The sequence below is a fragment of the Symbiopectobacterium sp. Eva_TO genome (assembly GCF_053848865.1).
On sequence record NZ_JBSPEY010000004.1, the window covers coordinates 1,257,897 to 1,278,920 of the forward strand.

15 protein-coding genes and 7 pseudogenes are annotated in these 21,024 nt (G+C 53.2%); 16 read left to right on the forward strand and 6 right to left on the reverse strand.

Annotation, left to right across the window (positions count from 1 at the left end):
• Positions 1-3: 3 nt before the first annotated feature.
• From ACWWJF_RS08610 to ACWWJF_RS08620, 3 genes and pseudogenes are all read left to right on the forward strand, one after another.
• Positions 4-603 (forward strand): annotated as a pseudogene (locus tag ACWWJF_RS08610) (exonuclease SbcCD subunit D C-terminal domain-containing protein); the annotation flags it as partial.
• Positions 600-2,267, forward strand: a complete 1,668-nt coding sequence (locus ACWWJF_RS08615; protein ID WP_455869216.1) for an AAA family ATPase — start codon at positions 600-602, stop codon at positions 2,265-2,267. The pseudogene ACWWJF_RS08610 and the gene ACWWJF_RS08615, both read left to right, overlap by 4 nt.
• Positions 2,268-2,483: 216 nt before the next feature.
• Entirely contained in the window at positions 2,484-4,289 is a 1,806-nt protein-coding gene (locus ACWWJF_RS08620) for an SbcC/MukB-like Walker B domain-containing protein (RefSeq protein WP_455869217.1), read from the forward strand.
• Between the two features lie 27 nt (positions 4,290-4,316).
• On the opposite strand, the gene mak is transcribed toward ACWWJF_RS08620, so the two are convergent.
• Positions 4,317-5,225, reverse strand: coding sequence for a fructokinase (mak, locus tag ACWWJF_RS08625; RefSeq protein ID WP_455869218.1), 909 nt, complete (start codon positions 5,223-5,225; stop codon positions 4,317-4,319).
• A 189-nt stretch (positions 5,226-5,414) separates the two neighbouring features.
• Between mak and rdgC the strand changes: the two genes are divergently transcribed.
• From rdgC to mdtI, 4 genes are all read left to right on the forward strand, one after another.
• Positions 5,415-6,377, forward strand: a complete 963-nt coding sequence (gene rdgC / locus ACWWJF_RS08630; RefSeq protein WP_455869219.1) for a recombination-associated protein RdgC — start codon at positions 5,415-5,417, stop codon at positions 6,375-6,377.
• A complete protein-coding gene (locus ACWWJF_RS08635; protein ID WP_455869220.1) occupies positions 6,341-6,814 on the forward strand; it encodes an NUDIX hydrolase in 474 nt (157 codons plus the stop codon). Before rdgC ends, ACWWJF_RS08635 begins: the two co-directional genes overlap by 37 nt.
• Before the next feature lie 497 nt (positions 6,815-7,311).
• Positions 7,312-7,680 (forward strand): multidrug/spermidine efflux SMR transporter subunit MdtJ, encoded by a 369-nt coding sequence (gene mdtJ, locus ACWWJF_RS08640; protein WP_455869221.1) that lies wholly within the window; start codon positions 7,312-7,314, stop codon positions 7,678-7,680.
• The gene (mdtI, locus tag ACWWJF_RS08645) at positions 7,667-7,996 is read left to right on the forward strand and encodes a multidrug/spermidine efflux SMR transporter subunit MdtI (protein ID WP_455869222.1); all 330 of its coding nucleotides are present in this window, start codon (positions 7,667-7,669) and stop codon (positions 7,994-7,996) included. The genes mdtJ and mdtI overlap by 14 nt, the downstream gene beginning before the upstream one ends.
• Positions 7,997-8,199: 203 nt before the next feature.
• Here mdtI and ACWWJF_RS08650 read toward each other — a convergent pair.
• Positions 8,200-8,769, reverse strand: a pseudogene (locus tag ACWWJF_RS08650) (methyl-accepting chemotaxis protein); the annotation flags it as partial.
• Between the two features lie 35 nt (positions 8,770-8,804).
• On the reverse strand, positions 8,805-8,930 hold the full coding sequence (locus ACWWJF_RS08655; RefSeq protein WP_455871000.1) for an integrase core domain-containing protein: 126 nt from the start codon (positions 8,928-8,930) through the stop codon (positions 8,805-8,807).
• A gap of 256 nt (positions 8,931-9,186) precedes the next feature.
• Here ACWWJF_RS08655 and ACWWJF_RS08660 point away from each other — a divergent pair.
• The 3 genes and pseudogenes from ACWWJF_RS08660 to ACWWJF_RS08670 all read left to right on the forward strand — a co-directional run.
• A pseudogene (locus tag ACWWJF_RS08660) lies at positions 9,187-10,395 on the forward strand (IS256 family transposase).
• Positions 10,396-10,444: 49 nt separating this feature from the next.
• Entirely contained in the window at positions 10,445-10,768 is a 324-nt protein-coding gene (locus ACWWJF_RS08665) for a packaged DNA stabilization protein (RefSeq protein ID WP_455869223.1), read from the forward strand.
• 228 nt (positions 10,769-10,996) lie between these two features.
• Positions 10,997-11,479, forward strand: a pseudogene (locus ACWWJF_RS08670) (IS4/Tn5 family transposase DNA-binding protein); the annotation flags it as partial.
• On the opposite strand, the pseudogene ACWWJF_RS08675 reads toward ACWWJF_RS08670, so the two are convergent.
• Positions 11,384-11,845: pseudogene (locus ACWWJF_RS08675) on the reverse strand (helix-turn-helix domain-containing protein); the annotation flags it as partial. The pseudogenes ACWWJF_RS08670 and ACWWJF_RS08675 overlap by 96 nt on opposite strands.
• A gap of 92 nt (positions 11,846-11,937) precedes the next feature.
• Here ACWWJF_RS08675 and ACWWJF_RS08680 point away from each other — a divergent pair.
• Positions 11,938-12,783 (forward strand): annotated as a pseudogene (locus ACWWJF_RS08680) (IS5 family transposase); the annotation flags it as partial.
• Between the two features lie 236 nt (positions 12,784-13,019).
• On the opposite strand, the gene ACWWJF_RS08685 reads toward ACWWJF_RS08680, so the two are convergent.
• Positions 13,020-13,373 carry a YceK/YidQ family lipoprotein gene (locus ACWWJF_RS08685; RefSeq protein WP_455871001.1) on the reverse strand — a complete coding sequence of 118 codons (354 nt, stop codon included), beginning with the start codon at positions 13,371-13,373 and terminating at the stop codon, positions 13,020-13,022.
• A gap of 289 nt (positions 13,374-13,662) precedes the next feature.
• On the opposite strand from ACWWJF_RS08685, the gene ibpA reads away from it, so the two are divergent.
• The 4 genes from ibpA (at position 13,663) to ACWWJF_RS08705 (ending at position 17,424) form a co-directional block, all read left to right on the forward strand.
• Entirely contained in the window at positions 13,663-14,076 is a 414-nt protein-coding gene (ibpA, locus tag ACWWJF_RS08690) for a small heat shock chaperone IbpA (RefSeq protein ID WP_222159026.1), read from the forward strand.
• 117 nt (positions 14,077-14,193) lie between these two features.
• Positions 14,194-14,649 (forward strand): small heat shock chaperone IbpB, encoded by a 456-nt coding sequence (gene ibpB, locus ACWWJF_RS08695; protein ID WP_455869224.1) that lies wholly within the window; start codon positions 14,194-14,196, stop codon positions 14,647-14,649.
• A gap of 252 nt (positions 14,650-14,901) precedes the next feature.
• A protein-coding gene (locus ACWWJF_RS08700) for an IS5 family transposase (protein WP_455871002.1) occupies positions 14,902-15,710 on the forward strand; the annotation gives its coding sequence in 2 pieces (ribosomal slippage) (positions 14,902-15,211 and positions 15,211-15,710; 810 coding nt in all).
• Positions 15,711-15,765: 55 nt separating this feature from the next.
• Positions 15,766-17,424 (forward strand): putative transporter, encoded by a 1,659-nt coding sequence (locus ACWWJF_RS08705; RefSeq protein WP_455869225.1) that lies wholly within the window; start codon positions 15,766-15,768, stop codon positions 17,422-17,424.
• A 729-nt stretch (positions 17,425-18,153) separates the two neighbouring features.
• On the opposite strand, the gene ACWWJF_RS08710 is transcribed toward ACWWJF_RS08705, so the two are convergent.
• Positions 18,154-19,485 (reverse strand): IS4 family transposase, encoded by a 1,332-nt coding sequence (locus ACWWJF_RS08710; RefSeq protein WP_455869226.1) that lies wholly within the window; start codon positions 19,483-19,485, stop codon positions 18,154-18,156.
• Positions 19,486-19,805: 320 nt separating this feature from the next.
• Between ACWWJF_RS08710 and ACWWJF_RS08715 the strand changes: the two are divergent.
• Positions 19,806-21,013, forward strand: a pseudogene (locus tag ACWWJF_RS08715) (IS256 family transposase).
• Positions 21,014-21,024 lie beyond the last annotated feature (11 nt).

Here is a 21,024-nt window from a genome sequence, read left to right on the forward strand (position 1 = left end):
AATACACTTGATGCTTACCCGGTGCAGGCCTTTCCGCCTGCCGATTATATCGCCCTTGGGCATATCCACCGCCCGCAGCGCGTGGGGCACAGCGAGCACATCCGCTACAGCGGCTCCCCGATTGCCTTGAGTTTTGATGAGCTTGGTAGTGAAAAATCGGTCACGTTGATCGACTTCTCGCCTAGCGCGCCCCCAGAAATAACGCTGCTGCCCGTACCTGTGACGCAACCGATGCGCCTCATCAAAGGCAATCTGGCGGACATTGAGCAACAGTTGCACAGCTTACCCATACCAGAAGCGAGTCAGCGCATCTGGCTGGACATCGAGATCGCCACCGACACCTACCTCAGCGATATGCAGCAGCGTATCCAGCAGTTAACGCACACATTGCCTGTCGACGTGTTGTTGTTACGACGCAACCGTGAGCAGCGTTTGCAGGCGATTGCGCGCGAAAAGAAAGAAACCTTGGACGAATTATCCCCGCAGGACGTTTTCGAACGCAAACTGGCGCTGACCGACATGGCGCAGGAACAGCAAGCACGGCTGCGCCCGCTGTTCGATGAAATGGTCCGAGACGTTACCGAAGGAGCGCCGCAAGCATGAAAATCCTGAGCTTACGGTTAAAAAACCTCAACTCGCTCAAAGGCGAATGGAAGATTGATTTCACGCAGGAGCCGTTTGCCAGCAACGGGCTGTTTGCCATCACCGGCCCGACCGGCGCGGGCAAAACTACGCTGCTGGATGCCATCTGCCTTGCGCTGTATCACCAGACGCCGCGGCTGAATGCGCTCTCCGCCACGCAAAACGAACTGATGACACATAATACGGCCGACTGTCTGGCAGAAGTGGAATTTGAGGTCAAGGGCGTCGGCTATCGCGCGTTTTGGAGTCAGCGACGCGCCAAAGATGCGGCAGACGGCAACCTGCAAACCCCGAAAGCCGAACTGGCGCTGATCGAAGACGGTAAGATCCTCACGCAAAAGTTGTCCGAAAAACTGGCTCACACCATCCGTATTACCGGGCTGGATTTTGAGCGTTTTACCCGCTCAATGATGCTCTCGCAGGGGCAATTTGCCGCCTTTCTTAATGCCGCTACTAAAGATCGAGCAGAACTGCTGGAAGAGCTGACCGGAACGGTGATCTATGGCGAGATCTCCAGTCGGATCTATGAACGGCATAAGGCAGTAAAGCTGGCTTTGGACACGCTACAAGCACGCGCCTCAGCCATCGCACTGTTGGATGACAGTGAGCGGCAAAGCGTACTGGCGGCACTGACGCAGCTACAGCAGGAAGAACAACGGTTACGGGAAAAACGTAAGCAAGCACTGACACACCAGCAATGGCAGGCTCAAGAACGGCTTCTTCAGCAGGACTTACGCCAAAAGCAGCAACAGGCCGAGGCCGTCGAGCAGGTACAACGTGACGCCGAGCCCGATCGATTACGGCTGGAACGTGACGAGCCCGCAGAAAAATTGCGCCCCTTACAGCGCGAGCACGAACGTACTCAATTAGCACGGGTTGCTGCACAAACGCGTGAAAGCGAGTTAACCCAGCAGCACGCCGCCAGCCAGACGGCACATCAGCAGCAACAGCAGTTGTTGCTGCAAGCGCAACGGGCACAGCAGCAACAGAATGCCGCACGCCAGCAGGAAGAAACGCTGATCGAACAACAGGTGATACCGTTCGATCAGCAAATCGCTAGCCAAAGGGAACGCTGTGCCCAGCGCCGCCTGGCGTTGAGCCAAACACAAACGCAGCGTGATAACGAGCAGCGGCAACTGGCTGACCTGCTTCGCCAGCGCGATACCCTGCAAACCCAGCGTGAAACCCGACTCAATTATCAGCAGCAGCATCCCCATCACCGTCACTGGGGTGAACAACTTGGCGCGTGGCGCGCGGCATTCCAGGAGCAACAGCGCCTGTCAGAGGAACTGACCGCTGTGGATACGCAGCAGCAGCGCCTGAACAACGATGAAAAAGCGATGACGCGCAAGCAGGTGGGGCTAAGCGAACAGCGTAGCGCACAGCAGCAACGCTATGACAGCTTGCAGCGCCAATGCGAACAGCAGCAACAGGTGTGGCAACAGGCAGAAGCGGCGAATCCGATTGCCGGTTTGCGTGAGCGTTACGCGGCGCACCAGCGTGCACGGCAAGCACGGAGGCAGTTTGGAGAATTAACACAAGCACTCAGCAACCTACGTCAACAGCAGCAAAATAGCGCCAGCAAATGGCTCACGCTGGACCAGCGTTTTCGGGCCGACACATAGAGTAATAACGCGCAACGCGCGGACTGTCAGCGTCTGGAGCAACAACTGAACGATGTCGAGCGCTGCGTCGAGCTGGAACAGCGCATCGTCAAGCTGGAGGCTGAACGCACACAGTTACAACCGGGAGAGGCCTGTCCGCTGTGTGGCTCCACGCACCATCCGGCGATTGCGGAGTATCAAACGCTGGCACAAACCGCGTCCGAGACACAAGTGCGTATGGCACAACTGCGCACGCAATGCCAGCAGGCGCGCAGTGAATTGGCACAGTGCGAAGGTGCGCTCGCCGCATTGGCAAAACAGCGTGACGAACTTCAAGCCGAGCGGGCCGAACAGGAAAAATTATACCAAACGCGCTATACCGATTGGCAACAGGTGAGTGAGCATTTACACGCAACCTTCACGCCCGAGCAGGAACAAGAGATTTCCGAGTGGCTGACCGCCTGCGATCGCGAAGCAGATACCCTGTTTAGCCAGATAGAAGCGCAAGAAAAACGGCAACGCAGTTGGCAAGAAAGTAAGGATTCACTGACTACGGCGCAGCAGCAACGTCATGAAACAGAACAGCAGCTTGCCCTGCTGCAACAGCGTATTCAGGCACACCGGGAAGGGCTTGCCGAGGCCGCACACAAACAGCAACAGCTCACCGCAGCACTGATAACACAGCAAGAAACACTCGCCGCTGCGCTCGCGCCCTACTCGTTGGTTCCGCCTGCCCTTGCCGAACAACAGCACTGGCTGGCGGAACGTGCCGCCGAAGCGGAGCGTTGGAAAACGACCGAACAGCAGTTGCAGCAGGATGACAACACGCTGGCTTCACTGTATGCAACCGTGCAGAAGCGGGAAAAAGCATTACAGGCACTCGATGCCAGCGCCACACTACAGCAGACACAATGGAAGGACGGGGAAAAACAGCTAGCAGTCTTGCAGCAACAGCGCCACGCCCTGTTTGGCGAGCGTGACATACAGCAGGTGCGTCAGGAATGGCGGCAGCATAGCGAACAACATCAGCAGCGCGTTGATAAGTTAGCTGTCACGCTGCAAGACGCAGCGGCACAGCTTGCCCAATTAGCGGGAGAATTGGCCGGGCAACGCGCACACCGCGAACACTGTGTAGACGCGGAGCTGCAAGCCTCAGTCCAGTTTGCGACGGCCTTGGCGCACAGCCCCTTTATTGATGAAACCGCGTTCCAGCAGGCACTGTTGGATGACGACACGCGTCAGGCGCTGCGTACCAAACTAGACGCAGTACGTCAGGCCGTCACGGAAACCAAAGCACTGCTACAACAGGCCACCGTCGCGTTGAACACGCATCTGGCCCGGCGCCCGGAAACCGTGCCGGAGGACGACGCGGCCGCAACGCCTGGACAACGGCTGGAACAGCTTGATAGCGCACTGAAAACCAATCTCTATCAACAAGGTGAATGCCAGCAACGGCTGCGCAACGATGAGATGCAACGGGATAAACAGCAAGCGCTACTACAGGAGATCGAGCAACAGAGCCAACAGTATGCCGACTGGAGCTGTCTCAACGATCTTATTGGCTCGCAAAGCGGTGATAAATTCCGTAAGTTCGCTCAGGGATTAACGCTCGATCATCTGGTGTATCTGGCCAACCTCCGCCTTGCCCGCCTACACGGTCGTTATCAGCTACAGCGTAAAACCGATGATGAGCTTGGTCTGCATGTGCTCGATACCTGGCAGGCAGATGCAGTGCGCGATACCCGCACCCTGTCGGGCGGTGAGAGCTTTTTGGTCAGTCTGGCGCTAGCGTTGGCACTCTCCGATCTGGTGAGCAACAAAACCCGTATCGATTCGCTGTTCCTGGATGAAGGGTTCGGCACGTTGGATGTGGAGACGCTGGACAGCGCACTGGATGCGCTGGATAACCTCAATGCCACCGGCAAAACCATTGGTGTTATCAGCCACGTGGAGGCGATAAAAGCGCGTATCTCCACGCAAATCAAGGTCAAAAAGGTGAATGGATTGGGCGTGAGTCAGCTTGATGAGCGCTACGCTCTGTAGCGCTCTGCTTACACATGCGTAGGCGCGTTATGCTGCTGGCCACAGCCAGGCTGCACCGCGTACACCGCTGGAATCACCGTGGGTGGCCTGACGAATCGGTGTGGTGCACTCCTGACCAAAGATCCAAGGGGTAATCAGCGCGGGCAGCGTCTGATAAAAACGCGGGACATTGCTCATCCCGCCCCCCAACACCACGACGTCCGGATCCACTAAATTGATCACGTGTGCGATGGATTTGGCCAGACGTTGCTCATAGCGTTGCAGTGCTTGTTCTGCGGCGCTATCTCCCTGACGCGCCAATGAAACAATGGTTTCCCCCTTGCAGTCATGGCTCGTGACATGGTGATAGTCGGCAGCGAAACCGGTGCCGGAAATAAAGGTTTCAATGCATCCGCTTTGACCACAATAGCAAGGCACAGCCTGCGCAAACTGCCGTTCTTGCTCATTCTGCCAAGGCAATGGGTTATGCCCCCATTCGCCAGCGATGCCGTTGCGTCCGACATGAGCTCGTCCGTTGAGCGAAATGCCCGCGCCACAGCCGGTACCGATAATAATGGCAAACACTACATCAAGTCCGGCACCGGCACCGTCCACCGCTTCAGACACCGCCAGACAGTTGGCGTCATTGGCGAGGCGCACCGGACGCTGCAACAGTGCGGAGAGATCGTTATCCAACGGCTGATCGTTCAACCACACCGAATTGGCGTTTTTTACGTGGTGGGACAGCGGTGACAGGGTGCCTGGAATCCCCACGCCGACGCTCCCGGTCATGCCAGTTGCCTTTTCGGCTTCGTTAACCAGCGTAGCAATGGTGTTCAACGTTCCCTGATAGTCATCGCGGGGCGTCGGCAGACGATGGCGATACAGCGTTTCACCGCGATCCCCCAGTGCGATGACCTCCGTTTTGGTTCCACCCAAATCAATTCCAATACGCACAGCGCCTCCTCAAAAAATTCCCATAATGCATGAATAAATATCACAGTTTTCACGCACCTGGCACAAGGTAACTTTATTCCAGTGTATACGTAACCACCATTACGCGCTGCACTTGCACGCCAAATCCGCTATGATGCGTCCCTCCCCTTTTCATCCGCGTGCCGCGCACGTACCGCCAGGGATAACACCATGTTGTGGTTTAAAAATGTTATTATTTATCGCCTGAACCGCGATATCACCCTTTCTACTGATGCGTTAGAAAAACAGTTAGGTGAGTTCGCCTTTACCCCCTGCGGGAGCCAGGATCTCTCTCGCACCGGTTGGGTATCCCCGATGGGCGCACACAGCGATGCACTGACCCACAGCGTTAACGGCCAACTGCTGCTCTGCGCACGCAAAGAAGAAAAGATGTTGCCGTCTCCGGTGATCAAGCAGGCGCTCCAGGCCAAAATCGACAAACTGGAAGCCGAACAACACCGCAAACTGAAAAAAACCGAAAAAGACACCCTGAAGGATGAAGTGCTGCATACGCTGCTGTCGCGCGCCTTCAGCCGTTTCAGCCAGGTGTGGCTATGGATTGATACCGTTAATCAGTTGATTATGGTTGATGCTGCCAGCGCTAAGAAAGCCGAAGATACGCTGGCGCTGTTGCGCAAAACCTTGGGCTCACTGCCCGTGGTGCCCTTGGCGCTGGAAAACCCTATTGAACTTACCCTGACCGAATGGGTGCGCTCTGGCGATGTGCCAGCCGGTTTCACCCTGCAAGACGAAGCCGAATTGAAAGCGATTTTGGAAGACGGCGGTGTGATCCGCTGTAAGAAGCAAGATCTGGTAAGTGATGAAATCGCCGTGCATATCGAAAAAGGTAAAGTAGTAACCAAACTTGCCCTCGACTGGCAGGAGCGCATCCAACTGATACTGGCAGAAGATGGCACGCTGAAACGGCTGAAGTTCGCCGACACGCTGCGTGAGCAGAACGACGATATCGACAGGGACGATGTGGCACAACGCTTTGATGCCGATTTTATTCTGATGACCAGCGAGCTTTCCGCGCTAACGAGCAATCTGGTTGAGGCGTTGGGCGGCGCTAAACAAAACAGGGAAGAGAGTGCGTTATGCGACATGAGATTCCGGTCCACTGCTTTTCCATAGCGCTTTATGTACTGCGACCGGCGCAGGCTGGCTATCAAGTGCTGCTGCTGCGCCGCAACGGCCACACCCAGTCAGGGCAGTGGTGCCAAATAGCTGGTGGTATTGAAGCCGGTGAGAGCGCGTGGCAAACGGCGCGACGTGAAGCGAAAGAAGAGACGGGATTGCAGTTAGCCGATCTCTACTCAGCGGATCGCTGCGAGCAGTTTTACGAAGCGGATAACAATGGCCTGACGCTGGTACCGGTGTTCGTGGCTTATGTCGCTGCCGACGCTGACATTGTGCTTAACGCCGAGCACAGCGAATTCCATTGGGCTACCTTTGAGGAAGCGGCCCAGATGTTGCCCTTCCCCGGCCAGCGCGACATCCTGCATCACATTCATCGTTACTTTGCTGAACAGCAGCCACATCCCCTGTTACGGATGCCGTTAGACGCTTAGCCCTTATTCCAGTAAGCCTCTGTGGCACAGCCTGTTTGGCCACCAACTGCGGTGCAGAGTCTGTCTGCACCGCTCATTAAACCAACACCTAATGGCACACACTCAAGCCGCGTGTAGGTTTGCCTTCCCCTATAAGGCATGCTACAAATACACTAGAGTAATATTCTTTTAATTTCGAGGAATGTGGACAAATCGAATTATTTGCGGCGGGTAATACAGAATCATCATGAAGAAAATACAAAACAAAACCATCATTACTTCCATCTACATGCTATTCCTTTCAGCCATTCTTGCCAGTGAGCACCACTGGTGTAGCGAACTTTAGGTTTCTCTCTGAATTCAGCGATGGCAACGCACTCTTGCGCGTTTGTCTGCTGAGCCTCCTCTTTATCGCATCTGGGAGTCGATCTCTGCGGGATCGCTGTGCCCTGTTTTCACGGGGGACATCGCCGGGCATTACCCAGATGCTACGAGTCACCCTCTCAGGGAGAAACATAATGATTTACTGGATCTTTTTAGCCTGCGCGATTGCGGCAGAAATTATCGGCACGCTGAGTATGAAATACGCCAGCCTCAGCGGTAACCCGCTGGGACATATGGTGATGTATGGCATGATTGCACTCTCCTACCTTTTGCTATCGATCGCCATAAAGCGTGTTGCAATGGGCGTGGCTTATGCCTTGTGGGAAGGTATCGGTATTATCTTTATCACGTTGTTTAGCGTCATGCTGTTTGATGAATCCCTTTCAGTGTTAAAAGTCATCGGGCTGGCAATATTGTTGGTGGGTATCCTGCTGGTGAAATCGGGCGTACGTAAAGCCCCTGCGGCCAATACAACGCGAGGAAACCATCATGTTACCGTTTGAATGGCAGCATGCGGCGTTCCTGGGCCTGGCAATTGTGTTGGAGATTGCCGCCAACATTTTCCTTAAACTGTCGGACGGCTTTCGCAACGTGTGGCTTGGGATGTTATCACTGATAAGCGTATTGGCCGCATTTAGTGCTCTGGGGCAAGCTGTAAAGGGCATCGATCTCACCGTCGCTTACGCGCTGTGGGGAGGATTTGGTATTGCAGCTACCGTGGCAGCCGGGTGGATATTGTTCGGCCAGCGACTCAACAAAAGCGGCTGGATTGGATTGGGGCTGCTGTTACTGGGAATGGTGCTGATTAAACTAGCGTAAAAATAGAGCGTCTGACACATCGACCTCAAACAGTCATTCCCACCCACCTCCGTCATTCCCACTAAGGCCGGAATCTCTGGTCAGTAAACGCGTTTCGTCTCACAGAGATCCCCGTCTTTCGACGAGGATGACTAGGGGGTAAACTGGGCTTGGTCATCAGTCAGAGCGCCTTGCGGCGCTTTTCATGTTCTTATCTCCGGGCATTACACCTTGAAGTGCCCGACCGTGGAGTGCAGCTCTTCCGTTTGCGCCAACAGGGCTTCGGTAGCCGCTGTCGATTCCTGCACCAGCGCCGCGTTTTGCTGCACCATGGAATCCAACTGCGCCATCGCCTTGTTGATCTCCTGAATGCCACGCATCTGCTCATTCGCCGCGTGGGTAATTTCCGACATTACGGTGGTCACGGTAGAAACGCCGCCGACAATCTCCTGCATGGTATTACTGGCCTGGCGCACCTGCGTAGAGCCAGAGGTCACGCCAACCACGGTCGCTTCAATCAGGGTTTTGATCTCTTTTGCTGCCTGCGCACTGCGTTGCGCCAGCGCGCGCACTTCAGAAGCTACCACGGCAAAGCCACGCCCCTGCTCACCCGCTCTTGCCGCTTCCACCGCCGCATTCAACTCCAGGATATTGGTCTGGAAAGCAATGCCATCAATCACACCGATAATATCGCCGATCTTGCCGGACGCGGCGACGATATCTTCCATGGTCACAATCACGTCCGAGACCACTTTACCGCCAATGCTGGCATCTTCAGACAGGATGCGCGCCTGATCTTGACCCACCATCTCCGGACAGCTTTTGTATCTTAAGTTAACGATGCCCGCTGGCGCCGATATTCTCTTGGGGAGTTGTATCCCAGCGCACTGTGCGGATGGTTTTCATTGTAATGATTGAACGCCGCTGCAAGGTTCTTCAGGCTTTGTTGAATAATAGGGAATCGTGCTGTTTTACTATGCGCATTTTAGTAGAAAATGCTTATCACCTCAGGCATTCCGTTTTCTCATGATGCTTAACTGCATGATTTTACGTTGCTGGAAACAATCGTTTTACTGGGCTGGTAGCATAAAATCTGTTTATTCAACAAAGCCGGTTCTTCAGCGCTGTTCGCACATCGGGACCCTGTACATAAATTTGTGTAATTGCCTGATTTTGATATGTTCAATCCAACATCAAAAACAGGTTAATTTATGGACGAAAAACAGTTGCAGGCTCTGGCTAACGAACTGGCCAAAAATCTCAAAACCCCTGACGCTCTCAGCCAATTCGATCGCCTGCTGAAGAAAATCAGCGTTGAGGCTGCTCTCAACGCCGAAATGTCCCACCATCTGGGCTACGATAAAAATCAGCCCAAACCGGGGGCCAACTCCCGCAACGGCTATTCCACAAACACCGTGACCACCGGCGATGGCCCTCTGGCACTACGTACTCCGCGCGATCGTGATGGCTCCTTCGAATCATAACTGGTGAAGAAAAACCAGACCCGGATCACCGGGATGGATAACCAAATCCTGTCCCTGTACGCCAGAGGGATGACCACCCGCGAGATAGCGTCTGCGTTCAACGAGCTGTATGACGCGGATGTCTCACCGGCGCTGGTCTCGAAGGTCACCGACGCCGTGATGGAACAGGTTACTGAATGGCAAAATCGTCCACTGGATGCAGTCTATCCCATTGTTTACCTTGACTGTATCATCCTGAAGGTCCGGCAGGCCAGTCGCGTCATCAATAAATCCGTGTTCCTGGCACTGGGTATCAACATCGAGGGCCAGAAAGAACTGCTGGGTATGTGGCTGGCCGAAAACGAGGGCGCGAAGTTCTGGCTCAATGTGCTGACAGAACTAAAAAACCGCGGCCTGAACGATATCCTCATCGCCTGTGTCGACGGTCTGAAAGGCTTCCCGGACGCCATCAACGCGGTGTATCCGGAAGCCCGCATCCAGCTGAGCATCGTGCACATGGTACGCAACAGCCTGAGGTTCGTCTCTTGGAAGGACTACAAAGCCGTCACACGCGACCTGAAAGCCATCTATCAGGCCGCTACGGAAGAAGCAGGCCAGCAGGGGCTGGAAGCATTCGCCAGCGCATGGGACAGCCGCTATCCACAGATAAGCCGGAGCTGGCAGACGAACTGGAGCAATCTGGCAACGTTCTTCGCTTACCCGGCAGATATCCGCAAAGTCATCGACACAACCAACGCCATCGAGTCGCTGAACAGTGTGATCAGGCATGCGATTAAAAAACGCAAGGTGTTCCCGACTGACGACGCAGTGAAAAAGGTGGTGTGGCTGGCAATCCAGTCGGCCTAACAGAAATGGACGATGCCACTGCGGGACTGGCGTATGGCAATGAGCCGTTTTATTATCGAGTTCGGTGACCGCCTGGACGGTCACTACTGAGAAAGGCATTTACACAGAATCATGTACAGGGTCCTGCAAGACGCGTTTCATGAACAGCTATGCGTTTATCAGCGGGGCCTCATCCGGACCTCCGTCCGTATGGCTTATGAATATCGGGAAAGCCCAGCCTCTGTCCACTGCCAGCGTGGATGCTGTATTGCTGGGTTATACCGCAGATGAACTGGCAACGGCGTTCATGGAATCACTGACGTTTAAGTCGCATGTGCTTTTAATCATCCACCTTCCCCGTCATACCCTGGTTTACGATGCATCTGTCAGTGCAGGTGGTTCAGCCCACCTCGTTATACACCATATCGTTATACACATCTTTTGGCCATTTTTTGAACAGGATGCTCAGAACCCCGTGAATTAAGGCATTCAAGCCATCCCATTGGCTTTTTGAGGTTCAAAATGCCACTCTGAGATAAACCCGTAACTCATTGATTAAACAGTGCGTTAGAAAGATGTGTATAACGATATGCGTTATACACAAGTCCGCAACGCCTTATATGCCAAGGGTTAGCGGGCTGAAATAGGCAGCCGGTGGGGTTGTAAATGAAGTGAAACCGACGTGTACTATCGCCATTTACGGCGCTGAAAAATGACACGGGATTCAGATGGCTGGGCACACCAAGAACTGGAAGGGGTAAATCTTGGTGACACGAGGCTCAATAAGCGTGCCAAAGGGCTTTTGATACGGCTGGCTGAGAATCCGCAAGCCAGCATTCCGCATGCGTGCCTCGGATGGTCTGAGACGCTGGGTGCTTACCGCTTCATGGAGAACCAAGCATTCGAATGGCGAGACATTCTGCAACCTCACTGGCAGCGTACGCAGGAAAGGATCCGAGAACACGAGGTTGTGCTGTGTATCCAAGACACTACCGAGCTTGACTTCAACGGGCAGCAAATCCAAGGCTTGGGTCCCTTGAACTACGAAGCCAGGCGTGGTCTGTACCTGCATCCGACCTACGCGGTCAGTCCGGATCGCGTGGGGTTGGGCGTACTGGATGCGTGGATGTGGGCAAACCAGACCGGCAGAAGGCCGCCAACGGCGCACCGTGGAAGCATGCAACTGGCAACCGGTTATCTCATTGATTTTTATCGCTAGTAGTTCCGTGCTCCAGCGCGAACGCTGATAGCCAAAATCATGAGGGGAACGCTTTACGAGCTGGATTAACAGTGCGCAGATCTGTTCAAACGGCCAGCGACGGCCACGACCGGGCCGCAGAGATTTGAGGCCTTCAATGCCGTACAGGGTGAGCCAGTTAATCCATCTGCCGATTGACGAACGGGCGCAGCAAAGCATTCTGGCGACATCGCTCACGCGCTCGCCCCGGTGCAACATCAGGATGGCGGTCAGCCTGCGGGCGTGATTCTTGTCACGCGTTTTATGGAGAGTTTTCTTCATCAGGCGTCGTTCGTTACGGGGTATCGGTGCTATGCTCGACATCGCTCAGTCCGGTTGATGATTTGGGATCTTTATTGATCAGATCGCTCTACTCGGACTGAGTTCCCTTCAGGTGATCTACTATTCGGAACAGTTATTTAGATGAATCAGCCATTGCTGCATGGACGGAAAAAACGACTACTGAACGGCGTGGACGACCGCTCCACTACTCATATATGGCCATCACCACAGTCCTGATGATGAAACGCGTGTTTGGCCTTTCATTGAGGGCTTTACAGGGTTTTGTTGACTCGATTTTTAAACTGATTAAATTGTCGCTGCATTGTCCAGACTATTCGCTGCTCAGCAAGCGAGCAAAGACAGTGAACATCAGCATAAAAACGCCAACCCGTGGTGAAATCTCACATCTGGTCATTGATGGAACCGGCCTGAAGGTCTTTGGCGAAGGCGAATGGAAAGTCCGGCAGCATGGTGCCGACAGACGCAGGGTGTGGCGTAAGCTGCATCTGGCAGTAGACAGTGCGACGCATGAGATTATCTGTGCGGATTTGTCGCTCAGTGGTACGACTGATGCCCAGGCTCTACCGGCACTGATAAACCAGACCCACCGGAAAATCAGAGAGGCATCGGCTGACGGCGCTTACGATACAGGTTACTGCCATGATGCTCTGCTGAGGAAGAAAATAAGGCCGCTTATCCCGCCGCGAAGGGGGGCGCAATATTGGCCGGACCACTACCACGAGCGTAACCACGCTGTTGCAAATCAGCGCCTGAGCGGCAGCAACGATACCTGGAAAAAGAAAGTGGGCTATCACCGACGCTCAGTGGCTGAAACGGCCATGTTCCGGTTCAAAACGCTTCTGGGTGGTCATCTAAGTCTGCGTGACTACGATGCTCAGGTGGGTGAAGCCATGGCGATGGTCAAAGCGCTTAACCGGATCACGCTATTAGGAATGCCGAACAGTATTCGCATCACGTAACAATCGACCTGGGGCACAGTCGTTACAAGTTCTGATTTATTCAACAAAGCCGCGAGTGGGGTATAAATTCCTCTTTACTGACGTGGAACATGCGGGAAAGACTGTCTAGCTTCATTAACTTCACATCCATAGATGTTCAGGTGGCAACATGCCCCCGAAATAACGGCGCTATTATGCTGATAAATAAAGGTATGTCTTTCAAAAACCGGTCTATTTGAGACCGTATGGCAAACAGGCTACGGATGCGCAGTGCTGGATTGCACTGTACTTGCGGGGATGATGGGGAGTGGTTCATCGTGGTGGATACGTGCGCGTAACGAATCGTCCGGCTTTTCTTGGCCCGAGCGAGAATAGTCATAAGGCAGCAGCAAGGTATCCATAACGGCAGAAAACGGCATATCGAGGATCACCAGTGGCGTCATGGCCCAACTGGCATCTTCACTGTGCAGGGCGTCCATATTGGCACGCGTACCGGAATAGTAACCCTGATGGGGACCGGTGTGCGTCATCACGCTGGAACAACCGCCAGTAAGCGCCAGCCCGCTTCCTGCTATCAACAAAGAGAGTGCGGTACGTCTCAGTACTTTCATATCGCTGTCCATTGAGAAATGGTCGGCTTACGCCAGGCCTTGCCACGGTATAACGGGCTCTAAGTAATATGTCATGTTTTGTGCTGTGGTGGTAGTACTTCATTTTCCGATAAATTTTTCGGAAAAGGAAAAATTGCTTCGATCGCGGCCTTGAAAGTTTGAGCCCGGTCCCCATCTTTATTGTAGCCCCAGATTATGACGCTACGCCGACAGGGTAGTCGATGGGGTGTAGGGCCTGTCTATCAAAGAAGGCTCATATCAATCCTCGCTGAATGTTTAGGAGGCTGTAATGCGCAATTTCGATTTTTCTCCCCTGTATCGTTCCGCCATCGGTTTCGATCGTTTGTTTAATCTGCTGGAAGCCGGACAAAGTCAGGGTAACGGAGGGTATCCTCCCTACAATGTTGAACTGGTGGATGACAACCATTACCGCATTGCCATCGCTGTCGCGGGTTTTGCCGAGCATGAGTTGGAGATTACCGCTCATGACAATTTGCTGATTGTGAAAGGCGCACACGGCGGTGAGCCGGTAACACGTAACTATCTCTATCAGGGCATTGCCGAGCGCAATTTTGAGCGTAAGTTCCAACTGGCTGAGCACATTCAAATTACTGGTGCCAATCTGGAACATGGCTTGTTGTACATCGACCTGGCGCGCGTGGTGCCGGAAACGATGAAGCCGCGCCGTATTGATATCAAGTAAGACGACGTTAACGTTTAACACCCAGTTTTAACGCCCGCCCGCCGTTAGGGGGCGAATTCGGTGGAGCCTGCCTGCTCCTCTGAAGTCACACTATCGCTTCAAAGAAGGAGTCACATTATGCGTAACTATGATTTATCACCGCTGCTGCGTCAGTGGATCGGTTTTGACAAATTGGCCAGCTCAATGCAGGGCAGTCAGGAGGCCGTTGAGTTTCCTCCCTACAACATTGAGAAAAAAGACGATAACCACTATCGTATCACGCTGGCCCTGGCCGGGTTTCAGCAAAGCGAACTCGCGATCGAAGTGGAAGGGCCACGCCTGACGGTAAGCGGTACGCCGACGCTGCCGGAGAAGAAAGTGGAATATCTGCATCAGGGGCTGGCGTTTAAACCGTTCACCCTGAGCTTTACGCTGGCGGAGCACCTGTCTGTCTCCGAGGCGAAATTTGAACTCGGTTTGCTGCATATTGATCTGGTGCGTGAAGTACCGGCAGAACTGCAACCGCAGCGTATCGCCATTGGCGGCAACCGCCCTGAGTTGACGCACGCGCCTGAATCGGCCAGCGATGCTTAATCCGCAAAATAACGCGGTGAGTCTGTTACCCATCCCCGGTTTTGCCGGGGATTTTTATTTCCCTATCACCCATAAGGATTTGTGCTGAAAGGCACGGATTCTCGCTTCCCCTTCTGCCAGACTGCCTGTCAGTGGCGCTTTTGTCGCGTAGGTCTAGGCTGTGTCCCTTAATCCCATGAGTTATACTAACTGTTTGTTTCTACATCATTTTGAACTACGGCTCGCTACGACCTTCCCGATGAAGCATGGGCTATCATCCAGCCCTTACTCCCTGCTGAACCAGCAACACCACAGGCCGGACGCCCATGGGCTGAGCATCGCATGATTATCAATGGCATGTTCTGGGGGCTGTGCTCTGGTGCCCCATGGCGTGATTTACCTGAGCGATACGGCCCATGGAAAACCGTTTATAACCGCTTTAACCGATGGTCAAAATCGGGAGTCATTAACATTATTTTCAATAAGTTACTTTCATCACTTGATGCCCATGGCCTCGTGGACTGGTCAGCGACTGCGCTGGATGGTAGCAGTATCAGGGCGCTGAAATGTGCTGCCGGTGCTCAAAAAAACATCCCGATATCACCGGAGATAATGGGCTGGGTCGCTCTCGAGGTGGTTTTGGCACCAAAATCCATATGGCTACAGACGGAAGTGGTCTTCCGTTAAACATCGTGTTGAGCCCCGGTCAGGCTCATGAAAGTCAGTTTGCACTACGTCTTTTGGACGGTATTGGTGTTCAACGCCAGAACGGCAGTATGAAACGCCGTGGTCATGCGGTACTCGCTGACAAGGCGTACTCCGGGCATGTATTACGTAACGAGCTGAAAAACAGAGGTATAAAAACTGTCATCCCCCGAAAATCCACTGAAAAAATGGCGGTGGATGGTCGTTCAAAGCTCGATCGTAACGCCTACCGCAATCGGAACGTTGTTGGGCGGTGCTTTGGCCGTCTGAAAGAATACCGTCGCATTGCGACACGTTACGACAAAACGGAGAGGAATTATCTGGCAATGTTGAAACTGGGCTGCATCCGCCTGTTTTACCAGAGGTTATGTAATTAAGGGACACAGCCTAGACTGATTTTCAAGCGAAAGACGGCTGCACAAGGATACGGCTATGAGTGATATCGTACTGACCGTGAGTATGCTGGCGTTAGTAGCAGTATTGGGGTTGTGGATAGGCAATTGGCGTATCTACGGCGTTGGGTTGGGCATTGGCGGCGTGCTGTTCGGTGGCATTGTGGTAGGGCATTTTGCCCAATACTTCCAGTTCGCCCTCAACAACGACATGCTGCACTTCATTCAGGAGTTTGGACTGATCCTGTTTGTCTACACCATCGGTATTCAGGTGGGTCCCGGCTTCTTCTCTTCATTACGCGTTTCCGGTCTGCGGCTAAACGGCTTCGCGCTACTGACCGTGCTGTTGGGCTGTATTGTCACCATCATCATTCATAAGCTGTTTGCCGTTCCGTTACCGATTATTCTGGGGATTTTCTCCGGTGCGGTGACCAACACGCCGTCTCTGGGAGCCGGGCAGCAGATCCTGACCGATTTAGGCTCTAATCCGGCGCAGGTTACCCTGATGGGCACGGGTTATGCGATGGCCTATCCGCTAAGCATCTGTGGCATTTTGCTGGTGATGTGGCTGCTGCGCGTGGGGTTTCGCATCATGGTTGAGGCGGAAGCCAGGCAATTTGATAACAGTAACGGCCATCACCATGAGCAGCTGCAAACCATGAACATCAAGGTGAACAACCCGAACTTGCAGGGGCTGGCCATTCAGGATGTGCCGATGCTCAATAGCGATGCGATTGTCTGTTCCCGCCTGAAACGCGGCGATACGCTGATGGTGCCCGCGCCCGCTACCTTAATTCAATTGGGCGATTATCTGCATCTGGTGGGTGCCCGGCATGATTTGGATCAGGCCCGTCTGGTGATGGGCGATGAAGTCGATACGTCGCTCTCCACGCGCGGCACGGATCTGCACGTAGAACGTGTGGTCGTGACTCATGACAAGGTGCTTGGGCGAAAAATTCGTGAGTTGAATCTGAAGCAGAATTATGACGTGGTGATCTCGCGACTCAATCGTGCCGGTGTTGAATTGGTCGCCAGCAATAATGCTACCTTGCAGTTTGGCGATATTCTTAACCTGGTGGGACGCAAGGCGGCCATCGATGCGGTGGCGGATATTGTTGGCAACGCCCAGCAGAAGCTACAGCAGGTGCAAATGCTGCCGGTGTTCATCGGCATTGGTCTTCGCGTGCTGGTAGGTTCGGTGCCCCTGTTTATTCCCGGTTTTCCCGTTGCTCTGCGGCTTGGATTAGCCGGAGGGCCTTTGGTGGTGGCTCTGATCCTCGGGCGAATCGGTGGCATTGGGAAACTCTATTGGTTTATGCCGCCCAGTGCGAACCTGGCGTTGCGCGAATTGGGTATTGTGCTGTTTCTTTCCGTGGTGGGGTTAAAATCGGGCGGTGATTTTTTTGATACCTTGCTGTACGGCGAAGGCATCTGGTGGGTAGCCTACGGTGCCTGTATCACCATCATCCCACTGTTAATCGTCGGCGTGTTGGCACGAACGCTCGGGAAAATGAATTACCTGACGTTGTGTGGGATGTTAGCAGTTTCAATGACGGATCCGCCTGCGCTCGCCTTTGCCAATGGGTTGCACGCCACCAGTGGGGCCGCTGCGCTCTCGTATGCAACGGTTTATCCTCTGGCGATGTTTCTGCGCATCATGTCTCCTCAACTGCTGGCGGTATTATTTTGGAGCCTGTAAGGCTTTGTTGAATAATAGGGAATCGTGCTGTTTTACTATGCCCATTTTGGTAGAAAATGCTTATCAACTCAGGCATTCCATTTTCTCATGATGCTTAACTGCATGATTTTACGTTGCTGGAAACAATCGTTTTACTGGGCTGGTAGCATAAAATCTGTTTATTCAACAAAGCCAGCCTGTAAGTGAAAATGATGGAGGCGAGATAATAACGCGGTATTATTTACCGCGTTATTATCTTATTTCGCGCATCACTTTTCCTAATAACTTAATTTCCATTTATTACCCTTTGATTGATCACGCTTTTTTTCAGAATACATCATGCTAAATGACCAATATATTTAAACTATTAAATCGATTTAGTAGTAAAATAACGATTATTCAACTGCCGTTTACTCTATTATGTTCTACGTTAATCATACGATTTGATGGGGCTAGAAAAATACCCTGACCAATTGTTTTCTGGCCTTTTTTTCTGCTGCTGATGTATCCGCTTTACAAAATATCCTTATTACCGAATTAGAATGACAATCAAGAGAATAAGATATTGGTAATCGGGGTGATGAAGGAAGAATAACGAAACACCGCTCCTCCGCACTGCATTTGGTGGAAAAAACGAATTCCGTTTTAATCTTCTAGCGTGGTGTTTTTATGTCTGCAAACAATAGCAGGTTAGGCTGTGTCCCTTAATTACATAACCTCTGGTAAAACAGGCGGATGCAGCCCACCTCGTTATACACATCTCTGTTCGTGCCTGAGCGCGCGTAGCGTTTCGGCGGCCGTCATGACTTTCTGCAAGCCTTTCCAGATAGTTTTTGCGCCTGGTTCACCGTCGCCTTTTCGAGCAAGAAAGCCTCCGAGTTGCGCAACTAAGCGCAATACTTCGTTTAGCTTAGGGCGGCCCTTGGGCATACGCTTGTTCATCAGTAGGTAAGCTCCATGAGTCTCGTCGGAATCAAAGAACAACATTGCGTCCAGCTCTGGACAGGTTCGTCCCATACGCATTAAATAGGCGATGCGCCATGCCACGATCATGAACAGCGCCAATGCCCGCTCAATGCGATCCACGGTCGATAACTGTAACGCTTCGACACAGCAGCCGTTCTTCAGCACATTGAAGAACATCTCGATTTCCCATCTAGCCCGATACCAGTCGATCAGCTCCACGATATCTTCTCGTCCTTCAGGTACGCGATTGCTCAGCAACCGCCACTCGACCGGCTTCACGCCTGCTGGCGGCTCAATTTCCTTGGCTATCACACAAGTCACTGCCAACCCGCAACGCAGCGACACTCGCTTCACGCGCAGCGCCTGTTTCACCGTACGCGCCTTCTGCCCCGCGCGAGCCGCCATAACGAATTGGATTTCTCCCACCGGCACGGTCTTTCCAACCTTCTGCCAAAGCTTCTCATTACAGTCCAGACTGCGATTATGAGTCGAGCGGATCAACCAGTCAGCCGGAGTGCCAAGGTCATCAGCGAGCTGCATCAACGCCTTGATATCCGCTTCGCGATCGGCTAAGTACACCAGACGTGTGTTTGGCAACTCCGAGGCGAGTTCAGCAACTCGCTCGTATCCCTCGAGCCAGCGCGTACTCTCCTTGAGCCCATCGCGTTTTCCGTCTGCATCCTTCGGCTCTCTTGCCCACATCCACGCATCCAGTACGCCCAACCCCACGCGATCCGGACTGACCGCGTAGGTCGGATGCAGGTACAGACCACGCCTGGCTTCGTAGTTCAAGGGACCCAAGCCTTGGATTTGCTGCCCGTTGAAGTCAAGCTCGGTAGTGTCTTGGATACACAGCACAACCTCGTGTTCTCGGATCCTTTCCTGCGTACGCTGCCAGTGAGGTTGCAGAATGTCTCGCCATTCGAATGCTTGGTTCTCCATTAAGCGGTAAGCACCCAGCGTCTCAGACCATCCGAGGCACGCATGCGGAATGCTGGCTTGCGGATTCTCAGCCAGCCGTATCAAAAGCCCTTTGGCACGCTTATTGAGCCTCGTGTCACCAAGATTTACCCCTTCCAGTTCTTGGTGTGCCCAGCCATCTGAATCCCGTGTCATTTTTCAGCGCCGTAAATGGCGATAGTACACGTCGGTTTCACTTCATTTACAACCCCACCGGCTGCCTATTTCAGCCCGCTAACCCTTGGCATATAAGGCGTTGCGGACTTGTGTATAACGAGGTGGGTTTATGTCAGCCGTTGCGATATTAGAGAGCCTAACCTGAGTGATAATGAAAAAAGCAATCTGCTGCAAAAACGCTGGTGGAGCATCGACGAGATGCTGGCCTCTGAGGAGGCGCTTCGGCCGACCCTGTACATAAATTTGTGTAATTGCCTGATTTTGATATGTTCAATCCAACATCAAAAACAGGTTAATTTATGGACGAAAAACAGTTGCAGGCTCTGGCTAACGAACTGGCCAAAAATCTCAAAACCCCTGACGCTCTCAGCCAATTCGATCGCCTGCTGAAGAAAATCAGCGTTGAGGCTGCTCTCAACGCCGAAATGTCCCACCATCTGGGCTACGATAAAAATCAGCCCAAACCGGGGCCAACTCCCGCAACGGCTATTCCACAAACACCGTGACCACCGGCGATGGCCCTCTGGAACTACGTACTCCGCGCGATCGTGATGGCTCCTTCGAACCACAACTGGTGAAGAAAAACCAGACCCGGATCACCGGGATGGATAACCAAATCCTGTCCCTGTACGCCAGAGGGATGACCACCCGCGAGATAGCGTCTGCGTTCAACGAGCTGTATGACGCGGATGTCTCACCGGCGCTGGTCTCGAAGGTCACCGACGCCGTGATGGAACAGGTTACTGAATGGCAAAATCGTCCACTGGATGCAGTCTATCCCATTTTTTACCTTGACTGTATCATCCTGAAGGTCCGGCAGGACAGTCGCGTCATCAATAAATCCGTGTTCCTGGCACTGGGTATCAACATCGAGGGCCAGAAAGAACTGCTGGGTATGTGGCTGGCCGAAAACGAGGGCGCGAAGTTCTGGCTCAATGTGCTGACAGAACTAAAAAACCGCGGCCTGAACGATATCCTCATCGCCTGTGTCGACGGTCTGAAAGGCTTCCCGGACGCCATCAACGCGGTGTATCCGGAAGCCCGCATCCAGCAGTGCATCGTGCACATGGTACGCAACAGCCTGAGGTTCGTCTCTTGGAAGGACTACAAAGCCGTCACACGCGACCTGAAAGCCATCTATCAGGCCGCTACGGAAAAAGCAGGCCAGCAGGTGCTGGAAGCATTCGCCAGCGCATGGGACAGCCGCTATCCACAGATAAGCCGGAGCTGGCAGACGAACTGGAGCAATCTGGCAACGTTCTTCGCTTACCCGGCAGATATCCGCAAAGTCATCGACACAACCAACGCCATCGAGTCGCTGAACAGTGTGATCCGGCATGCGATTAAAAAACGTAAGGTGTTCCCGACTGACGACGCAGTGAAAAAGGTGGTGTGGCTGGCAATCCAGTCGGCCTCACAGAAATGGACGATGCCACTGCGGGACTGGCGTATGGCAATGAGCCGTTTCATTATCGAGTTCGGTGACCGCCTGGACGGTCACTACTGAGAAAGGCATTT

What these genes read in the sequence shown, in the direction of transcription:
- ibpB (WP_455869224.1), top strand. Translation starts at nt 14,194, where the DNA reads ATGCGTAACTATGATTTATCACCGCTGCTGCGTCAGTGGATCGGTTTT.
- ACWWJF_RS08710 (WP_455869226.1), bottom strand. Translation starts at nt 19,485, where the DNA reads ATGACACGGGATTCAGATGGCTGGGCACACCAAGAACTGGAAGGGGTA.
- ACWWJF_RS08665 (WP_455869223.1), top strand. Translation starts at nt 10,445, where the DNA reads ATGAACAGCTATGCGTTTATCAGCGGGGCCTCATCCGGACCTCCGTCC.
- ACWWJF_RS08705 (WP_455869225.1), top strand. Translation starts at nt 15,766, where the DNA reads ATGAGTGATATCGTACTGACCGTGAGTATGCTGGCGTTAGTAGCAGTA.
- mdtJ (WP_455869221.1), top strand. Translation starts at nt 7,312, where the DNA reads ATGATTTACTGGATCTTTTTAGCCTGCGCGATTGCGGCAGAAATTATC.
- ACWWJF_RS08635 (WP_455869220.1), top strand. Translation starts at nt 6,341, where the DNA reads ATGCGACATGAGATTCCGGTCCACTGCTTTTCCATAGCGCTTTATGTA.
- mdtI (WP_455869222.1), top strand. Translation starts at nt 7,667, where the DNA reads ATGTTACCGTTTGAATGGCAGCATGCGGCGTTCCTGGGCCTGGCAATT.
- ACWWJF_RS08620 (WP_455869217.1), top strand. Translation starts at nt 2,484, where the DNA reads ATGGCACAACTGCGCACGCAATGCCAGCAGGCGCGCAGTGAATTGGCA.
- ACWWJF_RS08685 (WP_455871001.1), bottom strand. Translation starts at nt 13,373, where the DNA reads ATGAAAGTACTGAGACGTACCGCACTCTCTTTGTTGATAGCAGGAAGC.
- rdgC (WP_455869219.1), top strand. Translation starts at nt 5,415, where the DNA reads ATGTTGTGGTTTAAAAATGTTATTATTTATCGCCTGAACCGCGATATC.
- ACWWJF_RS08615 (WP_455869216.1), top strand. Translation starts at nt 600, where the DNA reads ATGAAAATCCTGAGCTTACGGTTAAAAAACCTCAACTCGCTCAAAGGC.
- ibpA (WP_222159026.1), top strand. Translation starts at nt 13,663, where the DNA reads ATGCGCAATTTCGATTTTTCTCCCCTGTATCGTTCCGCCATCGGTTTC.